The organism is Saccharopolyspora ipomoeae (genome assembly GCF_029952525.1).
Taxonomy (GTDB): Bacteria; Actinomycetota; Actinomycetes; order Mycobacteriales; family Pseudonocardiaceae; genus Saccharopolyspora; species Saccharopolyspora ipomoeae.
Genome location: NZ_JASAOF010000004.1, coordinates 118,360 through 134,925 on the forward strand (window position 1 = coordinate 118,360; position 16,566 = coordinate 134,925).

14 protein-coding genes are annotated in these 16,566 nt (G+C 70.3%); 5 read left to right on the forward strand and 9 right to left on the reverse strand.

Features of this window, described 5'->3' with window-relative positions; all coding sequences use genetic code 11:
* The first annotated feature begins 52 nt into the window (after positions 1-52).
* Positions 53-1,012 (forward strand): DMT family transporter, encoded by a 960-nt coding sequence (locus tag QFW96_RS09945; RefSeq protein ID WP_281455293.1) that lies wholly within the window; start codon positions 53-55, stop codon positions 1,010-1,012.
* 14 nt (positions 1,013-1,026) lie between these two features.
* Here the strand turns inward: QFW96_RS09945 and QFW96_RS09950 are convergent, their stop codons facing one another.
* Together QFW96_RS09950 and QFW96_RS09955 are read right to left on the reverse strand one after the other, a co-directional pair.
* The gene (locus QFW96_RS09950; RefSeq protein ID WP_281455294.1) at positions 1,027-1,713 is read right to left on the reverse strand and encodes a response regulator; all 687 of its coding nucleotides are present in this window, start codon (positions 1,711-1,713) and stop codon (positions 1,027-1,029) included.
* Positions 1,714-1,754: 41 nt separating this feature from the next.
* Entirely contained in the window at positions 1,755-3,017 is a 1,263-nt protein-coding gene (locus tag QFW96_RS09955) for an ATP-binding protein (protein WP_425524742.1), read from the reverse strand.
* Positions 3,018-3,475: 458 nt separating this feature from the next.
* Here QFW96_RS09955 and QFW96_RS09960 point away from each other — a divergent pair, with 458 nt between their 5' ends.
* The 3 genes from QFW96_RS09960 (at position 3,476) to QFW96_RS09970 (ending at position 5,963) form a co-directional block, all read left to right on the forward strand.
* The gene (locus tag QFW96_RS09960; RefSeq protein ID WP_281455296.1) at positions 3,476-4,666 is read left to right on the forward strand and encodes a PspC domain-containing protein; all 1,191 of its coding nucleotides are present in this window, start codon (positions 3,476-3,478) and stop codon (positions 4,664-4,666) included.
* Positions 4,659-4,847 (forward strand): hypothetical protein, encoded by a 189-nt coding sequence (locus QFW96_RS09965; RefSeq protein ID WP_281455297.1) that lies wholly within the window; start codon positions 4,659-4,661, stop codon positions 4,845-4,847. Before QFW96_RS09960 ends, QFW96_RS09965 begins: the two co-directional genes overlap by 8 nt.
* Before the next feature lie 195 nt (positions 4,848-5,042).
* Complete coding sequence (locus QFW96_RS09970) at positions 5,043-5,963, forward strand: glycoside hydrolase family 16 protein (RefSeq protein ID WP_281455298.1); 921 nt, start codon at positions 5,043-5,045, stop codon at positions 5,961-5,963.
* 250 nt (positions 5,964-6,213) lie between these two features.
* Here the strand turns inward: QFW96_RS09970 and guaA are convergent, their stop codons facing one another.
* The 4 genes from guaA to guaB all read right to left on the reverse strand — a co-directional run bounded on the left by guaA (position 6,214) and on the right by guaB (position 12,764).
* Positions 6,214-7,824 (reverse strand): glutamine-hydrolyzing GMP synthase, encoded by a 1,611-nt coding sequence (gene guaA, locus QFW96_RS09975; RefSeq protein WP_281455299.1) that lies wholly within the window; start codon positions 7,822-7,824, stop codon positions 6,214-6,216.
* Between the two features lie 173 nt (positions 7,825-7,997).
* A complete protein-coding gene (locus QFW96_RS09980; RefSeq protein WP_281455300.1) occupies positions 7,998-9,698 on the reverse strand; it encodes a GMC family oxidoreductase N-terminal domain-containing protein in 1,701 nt (566 codons plus the stop codon).
* A 258-nt stretch (positions 9,699-9,956) separates the two neighbouring features.
* Positions 9,957-11,087 carry a GuaB3 family IMP dehydrogenase-related protein gene (locus QFW96_RS09985; protein WP_281455301.1) on the reverse strand — a complete coding sequence of 377 codons (1,131 nt, stop codon included), beginning with the start codon at positions 11,085-11,087 and terminating at the stop codon, positions 9,957-9,959.
* 165 nt (positions 11,088-11,252) lie between these two features.
* Positions 11,253-12,764: an IMP dehydrogenase gene (guaB, locus tag QFW96_RS09990; protein WP_281455302.1), complete on the reverse strand. Its 1,512-nt coding sequence runs from the start codon at positions 12,762-12,764 to the stop codon at positions 11,253-11,255.
* Positions 12,765-13,051: 287 nt separating this feature from the next.
* Between guaB and QFW96_RS09995 the strand changes: the two genes are divergently transcribed.
* Complete coding sequence (locus QFW96_RS09995) at positions 13,052-13,423, forward strand: DUF5319 domain-containing protein (RefSeq protein WP_093414677.1); 372 nt, start codon at positions 13,052-13,054, stop codon at positions 13,421-13,423.
* A 219-nt stretch (positions 13,424-13,642) separates the two neighbouring features.
* Here QFW96_RS09995 and QFW96_RS10000 read toward each other — a convergent pair whose 3' ends face one another.
* The 3 genes from QFW96_RS10000 to QFW96_RS10010 all read right to left on the reverse strand — a co-directional run bounded on the left by QFW96_RS10000 (position 13,643) and on the right by QFW96_RS10010 (position 16,380).
* Entirely contained in the window at positions 13,643-14,710 is a 1,068-nt protein-coding gene (locus tag QFW96_RS10000) for an anti-sigma-D factor RsdA (RefSeq protein WP_281455303.1), read from the reverse strand.
* Complete coding sequence (locus QFW96_RS10005; RefSeq protein WP_093414059.1) at positions 14,711-15,283, reverse strand: sigma-70 family RNA polymerase sigma factor; 573 nt, start codon at positions 15,281-15,283, stop codon at positions 14,711-14,713.
* Positions 15,284-15,783: 500 nt separating this feature from the next.
* On the reverse strand, positions 15,784-16,380 hold the full coding sequence (locus tag QFW96_RS10010; protein WP_029536209.1) for a response regulator transcription factor: 597 nt from the start codon (positions 16,378-16,380) through the stop codon (positions 15,784-15,786).
* Positions 16,381-16,566 lie beyond the last annotated feature (186 nt).

Sequence of the window (16,566 nt, forward strand, 5' to 3'; positions counted from 1 at the left end):
AGCTGGTCGTACCACTTCGGTGAACCGGCTTCGACGACTCTGGGGAGTGATCATGAACAACCCGACCAGCTACCTGCGGCTGGGCGCGCTCGCGCTGTTCTGGGGAGCGAGCTTCCTGCTGATCAAGCTCGGTCTGGAAGCCCTGTCACCGACGCAGATCGCGCTGGCCCGCATCGTGCTGGGCGCGCTCACGCTGCTGGCGATCTGCGCGGTGCGCGGCCTGCGCATCCCCGGCGACCGCGTCCTGTGGCGGCACGTCGCCGTCGCCGCGGTGTTCGCCAACGCCCTGCCGTGGGTGCTGCTGGCCGTCGGCGAGCAGACCGTCGAGTCCGGGCTGGCCGGAGTGCTCAACGCGACGACACCGCTGTGGACGGTGCTGTTCGGCCTGCTCGCCGGCCGGGAGGCGCTGCCACCGCGCCGCGCCGCGGGCCTGCTGCTCGGATTCCTCGGCGTGCTGGTCATCTTCGCGCCGTGGCAGGGCGGCGGGATGCTGGGCTGGGGCGTGCTCGCGTGCGTCGCGGCGTCCGCCAGCTACGGCATCGGATTCGTCTACACAGGACGGTTCATCACCGGGCGCGGCACACCGCCGCTGGCGCTGGCGAGCATGCAGCTCACCGCCGCGATCGGGTTCTCCGTGCTCGCGCTGCCCCTCGACGGGCTGCGGATGGTGCACTGGGAGCCGGTGGCGCTGCTGGCCGTCCTCACCCTGGGCGTGGTCGGCACCGGCATCGGTTTCGCCCTGAACTACCGGCTCATCGGCGACGAAGGCGCCACCACGGCCTCCACGGTCACCTACGTGATGCCCATCTTCTCGGTCCTGCTCGGCTGGCTCCTGCTGGGCGAGCAGCTCCCGCTCCGAGTCATCCTCGGCATGGTCGTGGTGCTGCTCGGCGTCGCCCTCACGCACCGCAAGACCCCGGGCGCGCCGGCGCTGCTCACCCGCGCGGGCCGCAGCTTCGCGCGAGCGTCGGAGCTCTACGCCGACCTCGCCCGGAACCACCCGATGAAGTGACGCGCCCCCGACCGTCACACCAGGCGGCGGTCGGAGGCCCAGCGGGAGAGCTCGTAGCGGTTGGAGAGCTGCGTCTTGCGCAGGACGCTGGAGACGTGGGTCTCCACGGTCTTGACCGAGATGAACAGCTCGGAGGCGATCTCCTTGTAGGCGTAGCCCCGGGCGAGCAGGCGCAGCACCTCGCGCTCGCGGCGGGTGAGCAGGTCCAGCTCGGGATCGCCGACCGGCGCGGCGTTGGGCCCCTCGGAGAAGGCGTCGAGGACGAATCCCGCCAGCCGGGGCGAGAACACGGCGTCGCCGGCCTTGACCCGGGTGATGGCGTCGACCAGCTCGCGCCCGGAGATCGTCTTGGTGACGTAGCCGCGGGCGCCGCCGCGGATCACCGCTATCACGTCCTCGGCCGCGTCGGAGACCGACAGGGCCAGGAACACGATCTCGCCCTTGTCGTCGCCGGAGCGGGCGCGGACCTGCCGCAGCACCTCGGCGCCGCCGCCGTCGGGCATGTGGACGTCGAGCAGCACCACCTCGGGCCGGTAGTGGCCGATGCCGGCCACCGCCTCGGCGACCGAGCCCGCCTCACCCACGATCTCGACGCCGTCGGCGGCGGCGAGCTCGGCGCGGACACCGGCGCGGAACAGCGCGTGGTCGTCGACGAGGAACACCCGGACCGAGCCCGGATCCTCGGTGGCTTCACCGGTCACAACATCCTCCGAAAACGTCGTTTCCCCAGGCAGGCTACGCCTCACGCCGCCGACCTGGGCATTTCCATCGCGACCTCGGTGCCCTGACCGGGCGAGGTGCGCACCTTGACCTTGCCGCCGTGCCGCTGCACGCGGCCGCGCACGGAGTCGGCGAGCCCGTGCCGGTCCTCGGGGACCTGGTCCGGGTCGAACCCGGCGCCCCGGTCGCGCACGAACACCGACACCAGCTCGGGTTCGACCTCCGCGTAGACGCTGACCTCGCGGACCCCGGCGTGCTTGGCCGCGTTGACCAGCGCCTCGCGGGCCGCGTTGAGCTGCGCGGTGAGCCGGTCGTCGACCTCGCAGTCGCCGACGACGACCTGCTGCACGGTGATCGCGAAGTGGTCCTCCACCTCGCCGCAGATGCGGGCCACCTCGGCGGCGAAGGTCGCCTTCTCCGCCTCCTCGGATGTTCCCGCGCTGTCCCCGGCCGCGCCGTAGCCGTCGGGGCCGTAGAGCCAACCGCGCAGCTCGCGCTCCTGACCCCGGGCGAGCCTGCGGACCTCGCGCTCGGAACCGGCCTGCTTCTGGATCAGGGCCAGCGTCTGCAGCACCGAGTCGTGCAGGTGCGCGGCGATCTCGGCGCGCTCCTGGGACCGGATTCGGCTGGAGCGCTCGACGTTGAGGTCGCGCATCATCCGCACCCACCAGGGCACGGTGAGCACGGCGACGCCGACGAGCGTGGCGCCGGAGGCCAGCAGCCCGGTCGGCAGCGCGTCCAGCGAGGTGGTGCTGCCGACGAGCAGCGCCATGCCGACGACCACCAGCGCGGCACCGGACATCACCCGGATCCAGGCGCTGCGCGCGCCCGAGCCGAGCAGGGCGCCCGCGACCCCGGAGCGGGCGCCCTGCCGCCAGCGGCGGCGCTGTGAGTCGTCGGCCTCCCGCCACACCACCGCCGCCCCCACCAGGGCCACCACCAGCGGGACCGTCAGCCACGTCGGCATCGACAGCACGGCGCCGAAGGCGGCCAGCGCGCCGACGCCGAGCAGCACGATCCCGAAGCCCTGCTGCCACTCCCGTTTCGTCGCCGGGCGCGATCCGCCGCCCTGCGGCACGAACGCCCACAGCAGCGCGTACCCGAGGATCCCTGCGCCACCGAGAGCCGACAGCACCGCGAAGGTCATCCGCACCCACAGCACCCGGACGCCCAGGTGCTCGGCCACGCCCGCGCACACCCCGGCCAGCAACCGCCCGTCGCGGGTCCGGTGCAGCTGCGGGAGCACGGGCAGCATCCGCTCGGTGGGCTCACCGCCTCGGCGCATCCGCGGGTCGGTCCGCATCGGATTCACCTTGCGCGGCGCGTGCTGCGGGGGCTGCGAGGGGTTCTGGTCGTCGGGGGCCGTCACGTTTTCGATGGTCACACGGTCGAGACCCCCGGGGCATCAGGGACGTCCCCTGACCTACCCGGGGGTGGGATCGTCTTCCTGACGAGCTCCCCACCGAGCTCCCGGACGACGATCGACTTGGTGGCCTCTCGACGCCCGTTCCGGTCGACGTGGGGTGGGGAAGTTTTCATGAGAACTTCCCCGTCCCCGAACGGACCACCACCCGGTTGACCTGTTCGAAGAACTCTCGGAGGGCCGTTCCCGACGTGCGGTGGGAGATCGAAGTTTTCATGAAAACTTCCCACCCCCCGGGAGGCGGCGGAGCCCGGGACCGGGGGTGGTCTCAGGGGACTCCCGGATTCCCGGGAGGTGCGCCGGGTCGGATAGTGGTCGGCATGAACAGCACGCAGCAATCCGGTGGCGTCGACGCCACCCTGCGCGACTTCTGGGCCACCCGCCCGGTCCGGCCGCGCAGCGGGTCGAAGGCGGCGGGTGTGTCGGCGGCGATCGCGCGCCGCTACGGCGTCGACCCGATCCTCGTGCGGGTCGCCTTCGTGGTGCTCGCCTGCTACGGCGGAGCCGGGATCGTCCTCTACATGCTGGGCTGGCTGCTGTTCCCGAAGGAGGCGCCACCGCTGCCCGGCCAGACGACGCCGAGCCGCGAACCCACCGCGACGTGGATCGTGGTGGTGCTGGTGCTCCTGCTGTTCCCGAGCCTGATGTGGATGATCAGCTCGATGGCGGTGCTGGGGCTGGCGGCCGGTCCGGTCGCGCTGTACCTCCTGCACCGCAACCAGGGCGACCGCCAGGTGACCGGGACGTCGAACCCGCCGCCGCAAGCGACTCCGACCGGCGAGAACACCTGGGTCTACCCCGGTGCCGCGGCGGAGCCGCAGACCCCGCCCGCGTGGGACCCGCTTGGCGCGGCACCGTTCGCGTGGGACCTGCCGGAGCCCTCCGAGCCCGAACCGCCGGAGCCGAGGTCGCGGCGGTACCGGTGGTTCAACCCGGTCGCGCTGCTCGCGGCGTTCCTGGCCGCGGTCGTGGTCGCGGGCTCGGGCGCCGGGGGCGCTCCGGCGGCGGCCGCGGGCCTGGGCGTGCTCGGCGCGGCGATGGTGATCGGCGCGTTCCTGCACGTGGGGCGCTGGCCGATCCTGTTCGCGGTGCCGCTGGCGATGTTCGCCCTGATCGCCTCGTTCGCCGACGAGTACCGGTTCAACGGCGATCTGAGCGTGGGCGACCTGCGGGTCGCGCCGATCGAGACCACCGACGTGCTGTCGAGCTACGACCGCACCGCCGGGACCGTCGAGCTGGACCTGTCGGATCTGCGGATCAGCACCGGCCAGGTCGTGGAGACCACCGCGAACGTCGGCGCGGGCAAGGTCCTGATCCGCGTTCCCTCCACTGTGGACGTGACGGCGCACTGCGACGCCGAGGTCGGCGAACTCACCTGCCTGGGCCGGCACGCCAACGGCCAGGACCTGCAGCGGTCCGTCACCGACGAGGGCCCGGACGGGCTCGGTGGCGGCAAACTCGTGCTCAACGCAGCGGTGGGCACCGGAAACGTGGAGGTCGTCCGTGACTGACGAGACCACGCCCTACGAGGGCCCCGACCCGATCCTGCTTGTCGCAGGCGCCATCGCGCTGATCATCACGGCCACCGTCGCGCTCGACCTGTCGAGCTTCCTGCAGTGGATCCTCGCCGGGGTCGCGGTGATCGTCGGCGTCGTGCTGCTGGTGGCGTCGCTGCGTCGTCGAGCGGAGTGAATTTGCCAGTTCCACCAGCACTTTCGCGATCGCGTTGAGGATTTCCGGGAATTTTTCCCGTTCCTCACCGATCGCATCTCCTGCACCCTTTCCAAAACACGACAACCTCCACCGAGCGCGGCTCCGGTCTGCTGATACTGCGGTCTTGATCGATCCGAACAGCGTTGCTCCCAACATCCCCGCAAGGAGCTGGCCATGACCAGGAACCGCTTGCTCGCAGGCGGCGCCGTGCTCGCCCTGTTCGTCTCGCTGCCGTCCGCGGCGGCGGGCGCGAACCCGGCTGAGGCGCCGAAGGACGCGAAGCCGCGCGCGGAGGTCTTCTTCGACGACTTCTCCGGCAGCGAGCTCGACCGCTCGAAGTGGCAGGTCGAGGTGACCGGTGAGAACTTCGGGACCGTCAACAACGAGCAGCAGGCCTACGTCGACTCGCCCGAGACGATCTACATCGACCACGACGACAGCGGCACCGGCGCCCAGAACGGCGCGCTCGCGCTGCACCCGCGCTACCAGCAGGGCTTCCAGGCGCCCGACGGCGGCACCTACGACTTCGTGTCCGGGCGGGTGAAGACCGAGGACAAGTTCGAGTTCACCTACGGCAGCTACTCGGCTCGCATCAAGCTGCCGGAGAACGCCACCGGCTCGGGCCTGTGGCCGGCGTGGTGGTCGCTGGGCACCAGCATCAACGAGGGCAAGCCGTGGCCGGAGTGCGGCGAGGTCGACGTGATGGAGCACGTCGGCGAGCCGTGGACCAGCTCGGCGATGCACGGCCCCGAGTACAACGGCGACACCCCGATCACCCACCAGCAGAACTTCGAGGGCAAGGACCCGGCCGACTGGCACACCTACCGGGTGGACTGGACGCCGGAGGGCTTCACCTTCTTCGTCGACGACACCCAGACCTACCAGGTGACCAAGGCCGAGTTCGACGCCAACGGCTGGACCTGGGTCTTCGACGACCCGCAGTACATGATCCTGAACTTCGCCACCGGCGGTCAGTACCCGCAGAACGTCAACGGCGTCACGGAGCCCTACCCGGGCCTGCCGCAGGAGAGCGTCGACAAGATCAAGGCCGGAACGGCCCGCTACCTGATCGACTGGGTCAAGGTCGAGCAGTGAGCCGAACCTGAAAAGGGCCCCTCTGACCAGGTCAGAGGGGCCCTTCTTCACGTCAGGCAAGCGGCGAAGCGGCTTTCTCAGCACCCCACCTAAGACGCTTGCACCGCCGCGGGTTCTCAGACGTCTTCCGGGGAGGACAGCCGACGTGTCGTGTATTGGCATACACAAGCCTCGGATCCCGGAGCCAGAAGGCGTCTGAGGTTCCGCTACCCGCACCGCCAAGCAGAACGACCACAGAGGGGTAAAACCGTCACTCCCACTCGATGGTGCCCGGCGGCTTGGACGTGACGTCCAGGGTCACGCGGTTGACGTCGGGGACCTCGTTGGTGATGCGGGTGGAGATCTGCTCCAGCACGTCGTAGGGCAGCCGCGTCCAGTCGGCGGTCATCGCGTCCTCGCTGGAGACCGGGCGCAGCACGACGGGGTGGCCGTAGGTGCGGCCGTCGCCCTGCACGCCGACGGAGCGGACGTCGGCCAGCAGCACCACCGGGCACTGCCAGATGTCGCGGTCCAGGCCGGCGGCGGTGAGCTCCTCGCGGGCGATCGCGTCGGCGGCGCGCAGCGTCTCCAGCCGGTCCGCGGTGACCTCGCCGATGATGCGGATGCCCAGGCCGGGGCCGGGGAACGGCTGCCGGTGCACGATCGTCTCGGGCAGGCCCAGTTCCAGGCCGACCCGGCGGACCTCGTCCTTGAACAGCGCGCGCAGCGGCTCGACCAGCGCGAACTGCAGGTCGTCGGGCAGTCCGCCCACGTTGTGGTGGCTCTTGATGTTGGCCGCGCCCGAGCCGCCGCCGGACTCCACCACGTCCGGGTAGAGGGTGCCCTGCACCAGGAAGTCGATCTGCTCGCCTGCCGCACCGGCCTCGGCTTGCAGGTCGCGGGCGGCCTGCTCGAAGACGCGGATGAACTCGCGGCCGATGATCTTGCGCTTCTCCTCGGGGTCGGTGACCCCCGCCAGCGCGCCCAGGAACCGGTCGACGGCGTCGATGGTGACCAGCTTGACGCCGGTCGCGGCGACGAAGTCGCGCTCGACCTGCGCCCGCTCACCGGCCCGCAGCAGACCGTGGTCGACGAACACGCAGGTCAGCTGGTCACCGATGGCGCGCTGCACGAGCGCGGCGGCGACGGCGGAGTCCACGCCGCCGGAGAGGCCGCAGATGGCCCGGCGGTCACCGATCTGCTCGCGGATCGCGGCGACGGTGTCGTCCACGATCGACGAGGTCGTCCACTGCGGGCGGACACCGGCGATCTCGTGCAGGAAGCGGCGCAGCACCTCCTGACCGTGCGGGGAGTGCACCACCTCGGGGTGGTACTGGACGCCCGCGAGGCGGCGCTCGACGTTCTCGTAGGCCGCGACCGGGGTGTCCTTGGTACCGGCGGTGACCTGGAAGCCCTCGGGGGCCTTGCTGACCGAGTCGCCGTGGCTCATCCACACCGGGTGGTGGCCGGGCAGGTCGTTGTGCAACCGCCCGCCGTCACCGCTGATCTCGACCTCGGTGCGGCCGTACTCGCGGGTGCCGGTGTGCTCGACGGTGCCGCCGAGCGCGGAGGTCATCGCCTGGAAGCCGTAGCAGATGCCGAAGACGGGGACGCCCGCGTTGAACAGCTCCGGGTCCACCTGCGGCGCGCCCTCGGCGTACACGCTGGAAGGACCACCGGACAGCACGATCGCCGCGGGATCGCGGGCGACCATCTCCGACACCGGGGTGTCGTGCGGGACGACCTCGGAGTACACCTGCGCCTCGCGCACCCGCCGAGCGATCAGCTGGGCGTACTGGGCGCCGTAGTCGACAACGAGAACAGGCCCTGTGGCGCTGTTGCTTGCGGAACCGGACACGTGGTCGCCGACCTCCTTGGCCATCGCACTGGTCCGCACATTGTCGCAGGTAACGAAGGCCACAACCGCATCGCCCCGGACTTCCACCACCCGCGGCCCACCCCGGAGGACGCGATTTCAATGGAAGTCGGGAACCCGATTTCCATTGAAATCGGGTTCCCGACTTCCATTGAAATCGCGTCACCTCGGCGACGACGTCAGACGAGCGGGAGCTGGAGGGCCGCGGGGGCCGTTGGCGGGACCGCCGGGGACTTGGGCTCGACCGGGGTGACCTTGCGGTAGGACTCGGACTGGTCCGGGCGGGTGTCGGCCTCGCCCTTGTTGGGCCAGAGGGCGAAGGCTCGCTCGGCCTGGGCGGTGATCGTCAGGGACGGGTTGACGCCGAGGTTGGCGCTGACCGCCGAGCCGTCGACGATCGAGAGGTCCGGGTAGGACCAGGCGCGGTGGTACGGGTCGATGACGCCCGCGTCCGGGCTGTCGCCGATCGCGCAGCCGCCGAGGAAGTGCGCGGTCATCGGGATGTCGAACATCTCGCCCCAGGTGCCGCCGGAGATCCCGCCGATCTTCTCGGCGACCAGCTCGTTGGCCTGCTCGCCGGCCTCGATGTAGCTCGGGTTCGGCGCACCGTGCCCCTGCTTCGAGGTCAGCAGCCGCTTGCCGAGGAACCGCTTCACGCTGGTCGTCAGCGAGTTGTCGAGGCTCTGCATGACCAGCAGGATCACCGTGCGCTCGCTCCAGCCGCGCACCGACAGCATCCGCAGCGACAGCTTCGGGTTCTCCCGCAGGAACTTGCCCAGCTGCTTCCAGCGCGAGCCCCGCCCGCCGCGGGTCGCCGGGATCTGCAGCAGACCCATCGCGTTGGCGCCCTTGGTGTAGCGGACCGGCTCGATGTGGGTGTCCTCGTCCGGGTGGAACGACGACGTGATGGCCACGCCGGTGGAGAAATCCCGCTCCGGGTCGATCTTCGCGACCTGCGAGCCGATGATCGCCTCGGAGTTGGTGCGGGTCAGCGTCCCCAGCTTCTTCGACAGCTTCGGCAGGTCACCGTTGTCGACGCAGCGGTGCAGCAGGTTCTGCGTGCCCCACGTCCCGGCGGCGACCACGACCTGGTCGGCGCTGAAGATCTTCGGCTTGCGGTTGAGCTTGGCGCCGGTGCGCGAGGTCGCGATCCGCCAGCGCCCGTCGCGGCCCTTGCCGAGCCGGTTGACCGTGGTGAGCGGGAAGATCTCCGCGCCCTGCTTCTCGGCGAGGTAGAGGTAGTTCTTGACCAGCGTGTTCTTCGCCCCGACCCGGCAGCCGGTCATGCAGGCGCCGCACTCGGTGCAGCCGGTGCGGGCCGGTCCCGCGCCGCCGAAGAACGGGTCGGCGTCGGTGCGGCCGGGCTCGTTGAAGTACACGCCGACGGGCGTGCGGTGGAAGGTGTCGGCCACGCCCATGTCCGCCGCGACCTGCCTCATCACCACGTCGTGCGGGGTCTCCGAGGGCTGCTCGATGACGCCGAGCATCTTGGTGGCCTGGTCGTAGTAGGGCGCCAGCTCCGACTCCCAGTCGGTGATGTGCGCCCACTGCGAGTCCTGGTAGAAGGGCTTGAGCGGCCGGTAGAGCGTGTTGGCGTAGTTCAGGGAACCGCCGCCGACACCGGCGCCGGCGAGGATGAGCACGTCGCGGAGCATGTGGATCCGCTGCACGCCGAAGCAGCCCAGCTGCGGGGCCCAGAGGAACTTGCGCAGGTCCCAGGAGGTCTTGGGCAGCTCCTCGTCGGAGAACCGCCGACCCGCTTCGAGCACCGCGACCCGGTAGCCCTTCTCGGTCAGGCGCAGCGCGGCCACGCTGCCGCCGAAGCCCGAGCCGATGACCACCACGTCGAAATCGGTACCGCCATCACCACGTTGTGCCATGCGCGACAGCGTAAGCGAAACTACTCGCGAGTAGCTAGACCCCGCTCGGGACTCGGCCCGAGGCTCCTCCCGCGGCACCCTCCGGTGGCGCCCTCCGGTGGTGGAGCGCTCGGCAGCGGACAGTTTTAGCCATAATCACCCATGATCAATGTCCGAAATGTCCGGACAATTGTGGCTAAAACTGTCCCCTCCCGGACCAAGCACCCCAGTGGGGCGACCTCGGGCCAGGAGGGGCACCGGGAGAATTCCGGGGTTGAGTCAGCCTCGGAGCATGAGGCCGACCTTCTGGAACTCCTTGAGGTCGCGGTAGCCGGTCTTGGCCATCGCGCGGCGGAGGCCGCCCATGAGGTTCAGCGTGCCGTACGGGTCGCTGGACGGACCGAAGAGCATCTTCTCCAGGTCCGCGTCCGTGCCGGTGAAGCCGACGATCTCGCTGCGCGGCAGGTTCGGGTGCGCGGCCGCCGACGTCCAGTAGTAGCCCTGGCCGGGCGACTCGGTGGACTCGGCGAGCGACTCGCCGAGCATCACCGCGTCGGCGCCGCAGGCGATCGCCTTGGCGATCTCACCCGAGTACGACAGCGCGCCGTCGGCGATGACGTGCACGTAGCGGCCGCCGGTCTCGTCCAGGTAATCGCGGCGCGCGGCGGCGGCGTCGGCGATGGCCGTGGCCATCGGCACCCCGATGCCCAGCACCTGCGTGGTCGTCGCGGAGCGGGACTGGCCGAAGCCGACGATCACGCCGGCCGCGCCGGTGCGCATCAGGTGCATCGCCGTCCGGTAGTCACCGACACCACCGGCGACCACGGGCACGTCCAGCTCGTTGATGAAGCGCTTGAGGTTCAGCGGCTCGCCGTCGCGGGCCACGTGCTCGGCGGAGATGATCGTGCCCTGCACGAACAGCATCTCCACGCCCGCGGCCAGCAGGTCGGGGGTCAGCTCCTCGGCGTGCTGCGGGCTCACCCGGGCCGCGACCGTGACGCCGGAGTCCTTGACCTGCTTGAGGGCCTCGGCGAGCAGGTCCAGCCGCAGCGGCGCGGCGTGCAGCTCCTGCAGCCGCCGGATCGGCGCCTCGGGGTCGCTGCTCTCCTCCGCGATGCGGACGACGTCGGCGATCTTGTCCTCGACGTCGGTGTGCCGAGCCCACAGGCCCTCGGCGTTGAGCACGCCCAGACCGCCGAGCTCGCCCATCCGCACCGCCGTCGCGGGCGAGACGACCGCGTCGGTCGGGTGCGCGATCGCCGGGATGTCGAAGCGGTAGGCGTCGATCTGCCAGGCCAGCGACACGTCCTTGGACGAGCGGGTGCGCCGCGAGGGCACGATCTCGACGTCGTCCAAGTCGTAGCCGCGCATGGCGGTCCGGCCCATCCCGATCTCAACCTGATCCCGCACCGTGTGTCCCTCCTAGCGGCGGATGTCCAGCGAAACATTCTCTCCGCAAGGACCCCGTCTCCGCCGCGCGGGGTCCCCCGATCACCACCCGAACCCGCGAGATCACCCAGAGCGACCGAGAGCCCGGCGCCGCGCGGGCACCGGGCTCTCGGAAGAGGTCCGAACTCAGCGGGTCGTGTAGTTCGGGGCCTCGACGGTCATCGTGATGTCGTGCGGGTGGGACTCCTTGAGCCCGGCCGCGGTGATCCGGACCAGCTTGGCCTCCTGCAGCTCCGGGATCGTGGTGGAGCCGGTGTAGCCCATGCCGGAGCGCAGACCGCCGACGAGCTGGTCCACGACCTGGGACAGCGGGCCGCGGAACGGGACCCGGCCCTCGATGCCCTCCGGCACCAGCTTGTCCTCGGACAGGACGTCGTCCTGGAAGTAGCGGTCCTTGGAGTAGGACTTGGCCTGGCCGCGCGACTGCATCGCACCCAGCGAACCCATGCCCCGGTAGACCTTGAACTGCTTGCCGTTGACCAGCACCAGGTCGCCGGGCGACTCGGCGGTGCCGGCGAGCAGGCTGCCCAGCATCACCGAGCTCGCACCGGCGGCGATGGCCTTGCCGATGTCGCCGGAGTACTGGATGCCGCCGTCACCGATGATCGGCACACCGGCGGGCTTGCAGGCCATGCTGGCCTCGTAGATCGCGCTGATCTGCGGCACGCCCACCCCGGCGACCACGCGGGTGGTGCAGATCGAGCCCGGGCCGACGCCGACCTTGACCGCGTCCGCGCCCGCGTCCACCAGCGCCTGCGCGCCCGCGCGCGAGGCCACGTTGCCGCCGATGACGTCGACGGAGTTGCCCAGCTCCTTCTTCAGCGTCGCGACCGTGTCCAGCACCGCGCGGGAGTGACCGTGGGCGGTGTCGACGATCAGCACGTCCACGCCCGCGTCGACCAGGGCCATCGCGCGCTCGTGCGAGTCGGCGCCCACGCCCACGGCGGCGCCGCACAGCAGCCGGCCGTCGGGGTCCTTGGTGGCGCTCGGGTACTGCTCGGTCTTGACGAAGTCCTTGACGGTGATCAGGCCGCGCAGCTTGCCCGCGCCGTCGACGATCGGCAGCTTCTCGATCTTGTTGCGGCGCAGCAGGCCCAGCGCCGCGTCCGCGGTGACGCCGACCTGCGCGGTGATCAGCGGCGTCGTGGTCATCACCTCGCGCACCTTGCGGGTGAAGTCGACCTCGAAGCGCATGTCGCGGTTGGTGATGATGCCGACCAACGTGCCGTCCGGGTCGGTCACCGGCAGCCCGGAGATCCGGAAGCGGGCGCACATCGCGTCGACCTCGGCGAGGGTGTCCTCAGGCGAACAGGTGACCGGCTGGGTCACCATGCCCGCCTCGGAGCGCTTGACGACCTCGACCTGCGCGGCCTGCTCCTCCACGGACAGGTTGCGCTGCAGGATGCCGACGCCGCCCTGGCGGGCCATCGCGATCGCCATCCGCGCCTCGGTCACCGTGTCCATCGCCGCCGACAGCAGCGGGACGCGCAGGCGGACGTTGCGGGAGAGCTGGGTCGAGGTGTCGACCGCGCTCGGGATGACGTCCGACTCGTCGGGCAGCAGCAGCACGTCATCGAAGGTCAGACCCAGCGTCGCGAACTTATCGGGGAGGCCGGGAGCGGAGAGTTCGCTGGTCATGGCGAGGGATGTGCCTTCCTTCACGATATGGCCCACAAACCTTCGAGGTGCGGCTTGCTGGGATTACCACGGCGATCGCGTCGAAGCGTTCAGCTGTGCTGAGTAGCAACGCGGAGTCCGGATACGGGATTCCTCAGATGATAGAGACCACAGGTCAGGGCGTGGATCCCCCGCCCCACCAGGGGTGCGCCACACCACGGACCGTGGTCGCAGGCGTGTGAAACCCGCCCCGACAGCCCCGCGCACGCGACGCGCCCGGTACCGTGCGGGCCGTGCCGCACGATCCGATGCCACCAGACCCCTTCGCGGGTGATCCGGACGATCCGAGCATGGCACTCGGTGACCACGACGCCGAGGACGGCCCGCCGCTCGGCGACGAGGAGCGCGCCGAGCTGCTCGCCGACCTGACCGATCTCGCCGTCTACCAGGCGCTGCTGGAGCCGCGGGGCGTCCGCGGCATCGTCGTCGACTGCGCGGACTGCGGCGAGTGCCACTACCACGACTGGGAGCTGCTGCGCTCCAGCCTGTCCCAGCTGCTGCACGACGGCCGCATGCGCCCCCACGAACCGGCCTTCGACCCCGACCCGGGCCAGTACGTGACGTGGGAGTACTGCCGCGGCTACGCAGACGGAATGACAGAAAGCGAAACGACGCTCTAGCTTCCGTCAGGCAAGCGGCGAAGCCGCTTTCTCCTTACCCCACCTAAGACGCTTGCACCGCCGCGGGTTCTCAGACGTCTTCTGGTGAGGACAGCCGACGTGTCGTGTATTGGCGCATACATAAGTCTCGGATCCCGGAGCCAGAAGGCGTCTGAGGTTCCGCTACCCGCACCGCCAAGCAAAAGAAGGGGCTCCTCTCTGAAAGAGAAGCCCCTTCTGTCAGGGAGTTGACGTCTGGGGTTGGTTCGGCCAGAACCAGCCGCCGGACGAGCTCTCCGAGCTGCTGGTCTCGCTCGGCGACGTGGTCGGCGAGGTCGGGTCGCTGGTGCTCGACGGCGGCGTGCTGCTGCCGGTCGGCGGAACGCCCGGGTTCGGCGGCAACGGCTGCGACGGGGACGGCTGCGTCGTGGGCGGCAGCGTCGTCGTCGGCGTCGAGGTCTGCGAGGAGCTGCCGGTACCGCGATCGATGCGCTTGGTCAGCGACTCGTGCGCGGCCTTGAGCTCGGACAGCCCGTTCTCGGCGTCGACCTTGGCCATGTGCTCCTTGGCGGAGCGCAGCGCCTCCTCGGCGGCCAACCGGTTGCCCCGGTCCACTTCGCTCTCCGCCGTGTCCAGGTCGGTGCGCGCCGACGCCGCGGCCTGCACCGCGCGGGTGTGGTCGGTGTAGAGCACCTGGGCCACGCCCCACAGCATGTCGCCGGGCTGCGCGTCGCGAGCGGCCACGCCGACACCGGTGAAGGTGATCATCAGAACCGCTGCCGCGGTGGCCACCGGGACGAGGTGCCTGCGGCGCAGGAAGCTGCGCGGCCGGCCGGCCTCGGCGATCGCCGCGACGGCGGTGTCGGTGTCCACCAGGTCACCGATCGGCGCGGAGTCGACGTCCTGGCGCCAGGCCACGAGCAGCTCTTCCAGGCTGGGAGCGCCGTCGGCCGACGCGGGAACGTCGGGGTTGGTCCCGCCCAGCGCGTCCAGCAGGAGGTCGTCCTCCTGCAGCGCGGCCAGGTCGATCGGTTCGTCGCTGAAGTCGTCGAGGTCGGTGAGCTCCTCGTCCGCGTCACCGCGCGGACGGAAGGTCAGCACCTCGGCACCGGCCTCTTCGCGGGAGGTCTCGGGCTCGTGCGAGCCGGAGTCCCGGTGGTTGTCGCTCAGTTCCGTTCCCTCGTCTGCGGATCCCTCAGCGGGAGCCGAGTCCCGCTCGTCTGCATGGGTCGAACGGTCCTGCTCCGGGGCGGACTCCTCGTGCGGGATGCCTCCCAGCTCCCCGTCGGGCCCTTTCCGCTCAGCCATTCAGACCACCTCCTCCGCGGACAGCGTCTTCCGCAACCGGGCCAGTGCGCGATGTTGTGCCACGCGCACAGCACCCGGTGTCGAGCCGACCGCTTCGGCGGTTTCCTCCGCCGACAGCCCGACTACCACCCGGAGCAGCAGGATTTCCCGCTGCTTGGCCGGGAGGATTTGGAGCAACTGCGCCATCCTGCCCGAGAGCTCACCCTGCATCGCCCGCTGCTCTGGACCGGCCTCGGACTCCGGGGTGTCCGGCATGTCCGCGACCGGTTCGGAACGGTTGCGAGCTGACGCACGGTGCGCATCAGCCACCTTGTGCGCGGCGATGCCGTACACGAACGCCAAGAAGGGACGACCCTGGTCCTTGTAAGTGGGCAGCGCGGTCAGTACCGCCAGGCACACTTCCTGGGCCACGTCGTCCGCCGAAGCGAACGACCTCTCGTTTCGTCCGACCCTGGCGCGGCAGTACCGCACCACCAAAGGACGGATTTCGGCCAGCAAGCGCTCAATCGACTGACGATCGCCGTCGACGGCGGCGCTTACAAGAGCGTCCAGCCCGTCCCCCACATTGGTCATCGCAGACAGCAGCCCTGGTGTTACGCGTTCAAGCGATTCGGATTTGCCCGGCGAGTTTCGCGTGCACCGCACGCCGCGCCGTGGCCACCGTACCGGGCAGGAGGCGTCCGCAGAACAGGGACCGGGGATCGGGGGCCGTCGTCGTCACACATCCACATCTACCAGAAGCCGGGGCCGGTGGCGTTTGAGCTGGCCACCGACATCTTGGTGGTGCGCGTGGGAGAAATCGGAGACGATCTTCACATCGTCTCCCGCGGGCGCCCGGCGGCGGCGACGGCCGAAGCGGAGAAGGTTCTCGCCGCCGGCACCCGCAACATCTGCCGACCGGAGGCGGCTGTGGCTCACGTCACGAAATCCCTTGCGTCGCCGCGAAACGCGGCGGCGGGACCGTGCGCGAGGCGAGCCACAGCCGCTACCGAAGCGTCAGCTCACCCGAAGTCGGTTTCATCGGACGGGCACCGGCCTCCCCCGAAACCGGCCGGTGCCGCCTGATCATCGGTTCAGGCGACGAGGCCGCGGCGGAACCCGTGCGCCACCGCTTGAGCGCGGTCGCGAACGCCGAGCTTGCGGAACAGCCGACGAGCGTGGGTCTTGACCGTGTCCTCGGAGAGGTAGAGCTCGCGGCCGATCTGGCCGTTGCTCTTGCCCTGGCTCATGCCGCGCAGCACCTGGAGCTCGCGCTCCGTGAGCTGCACGCCGGGGTCGGACGGTTGACGGGGTGCGGGCACCGAGGTGCTCGCGAGCGTGTGCGCGAGCGCGGCGACGAGCTCCGGCCGGGACGCGTCCCAGCGGAGGTAGCCGCGGGCACCACCGGCGATGGCCGCGGCGATGCTCGCCGCGTCGTCGGGGGCACCGAAGACGATCACGTTGGCTTGGGGGTGCGCGGACACGAGCCGCCGGGTGGCCTCGACGCCGTTGGGCACGGCGCGCTGCGTTCCCACCAGCACGACGTCCACGGCCTGCCGCGAGAAGCGGGCCAGCAGCTCGTCGCCGTGCGCAACGCAATCGATCCGGCTCACTCCGGGGACAGCCGACATCACACGAGTGAGCCCTTCCCGGACGCTACGTCGGTCATCGCAGATCAGGACCGTCGTCACGGGAACTCCTTTCCTGCAGGCGAGTGACGTTCCACAAGCCCTATCGGACGCAGTGGGCGAAACCTTGACACGATCCGGTGCTTAATCCGTCCAGAATTCGGGCGGCTGACACACGTGAGGGACATTCACCATAACGGAGCAGGGTCAGATCGTTACCCCTTGAATGGAGCGGCTCGCCCGCCATAC

Coding starts and splice junctions, on each gene's coding strand:
- QFW96_RS09945 (WP_281455293.1), top strand. CDS start 53: ATGAACAACCCGACCAGCTACCTGCGGCTGGGCGCGCTCGCGCTGTTC.
- QFW96_RS09955 (WP_425524742.1), bottom strand. CDS start 3,017: ATGCGCCGAGGCGGTGAGCCCACCGAGCGGATGCTGCCCGTGCTCCCG.
- QFW96_RS09960 (WP_281455296.1), top strand. CDS start 3,476: ATGAACAGCACGCAGCAATCCGGTGGCGTCGACGCCACCCTGCGCGAC.
- QFW96_RS09970 (WP_281455298.1), top strand. CDS start 5,043: ATGACCAGGAACCGCTTGCTCGCAGGCGGCGCCGTGCTCGCCCTGTTC.
- guaA (WP_281455299.1), bottom strand. CDS start 7,824: ATGGCCAAGGAGGTCGGCGACCACGTGTCCGGTTCCGCAAGCAACAGC.
- QFW96_RS09980 (WP_281455300.1), bottom strand. CDS start 9,698: ATGGCACAACGTGGTGATGGCGGTACCGATTTCGACGTGGTGGTCATC.
- guaB (WP_281455302.1), bottom strand. CDS start 12,764: ATGACCAGCGAACTCTCCGCTCCCGGCCTCCCCGATAAGTTCGCGACG.
- QFW96_RS09995 (WP_093414677.1), top strand. CDS start 13,052: ATGCCACCAGACCCCTTCGCGGGTGATCCGGACGATCCGAGCATGGCA.
- QFW96_RS10000 (WP_281455303.1), bottom strand. CDS start 14,710: ATGGCTGAGCGGAAAGGGCCCGACGGGGAGCTGGGAGGCATCCCGCAC.
- QFW96_RS10005 (WP_093414059.1), bottom strand. CDS start 15,283: ATGACCAATGTGGGGGACGGGCTGGACGCTCTTGTAAGCGCCGCCGTC.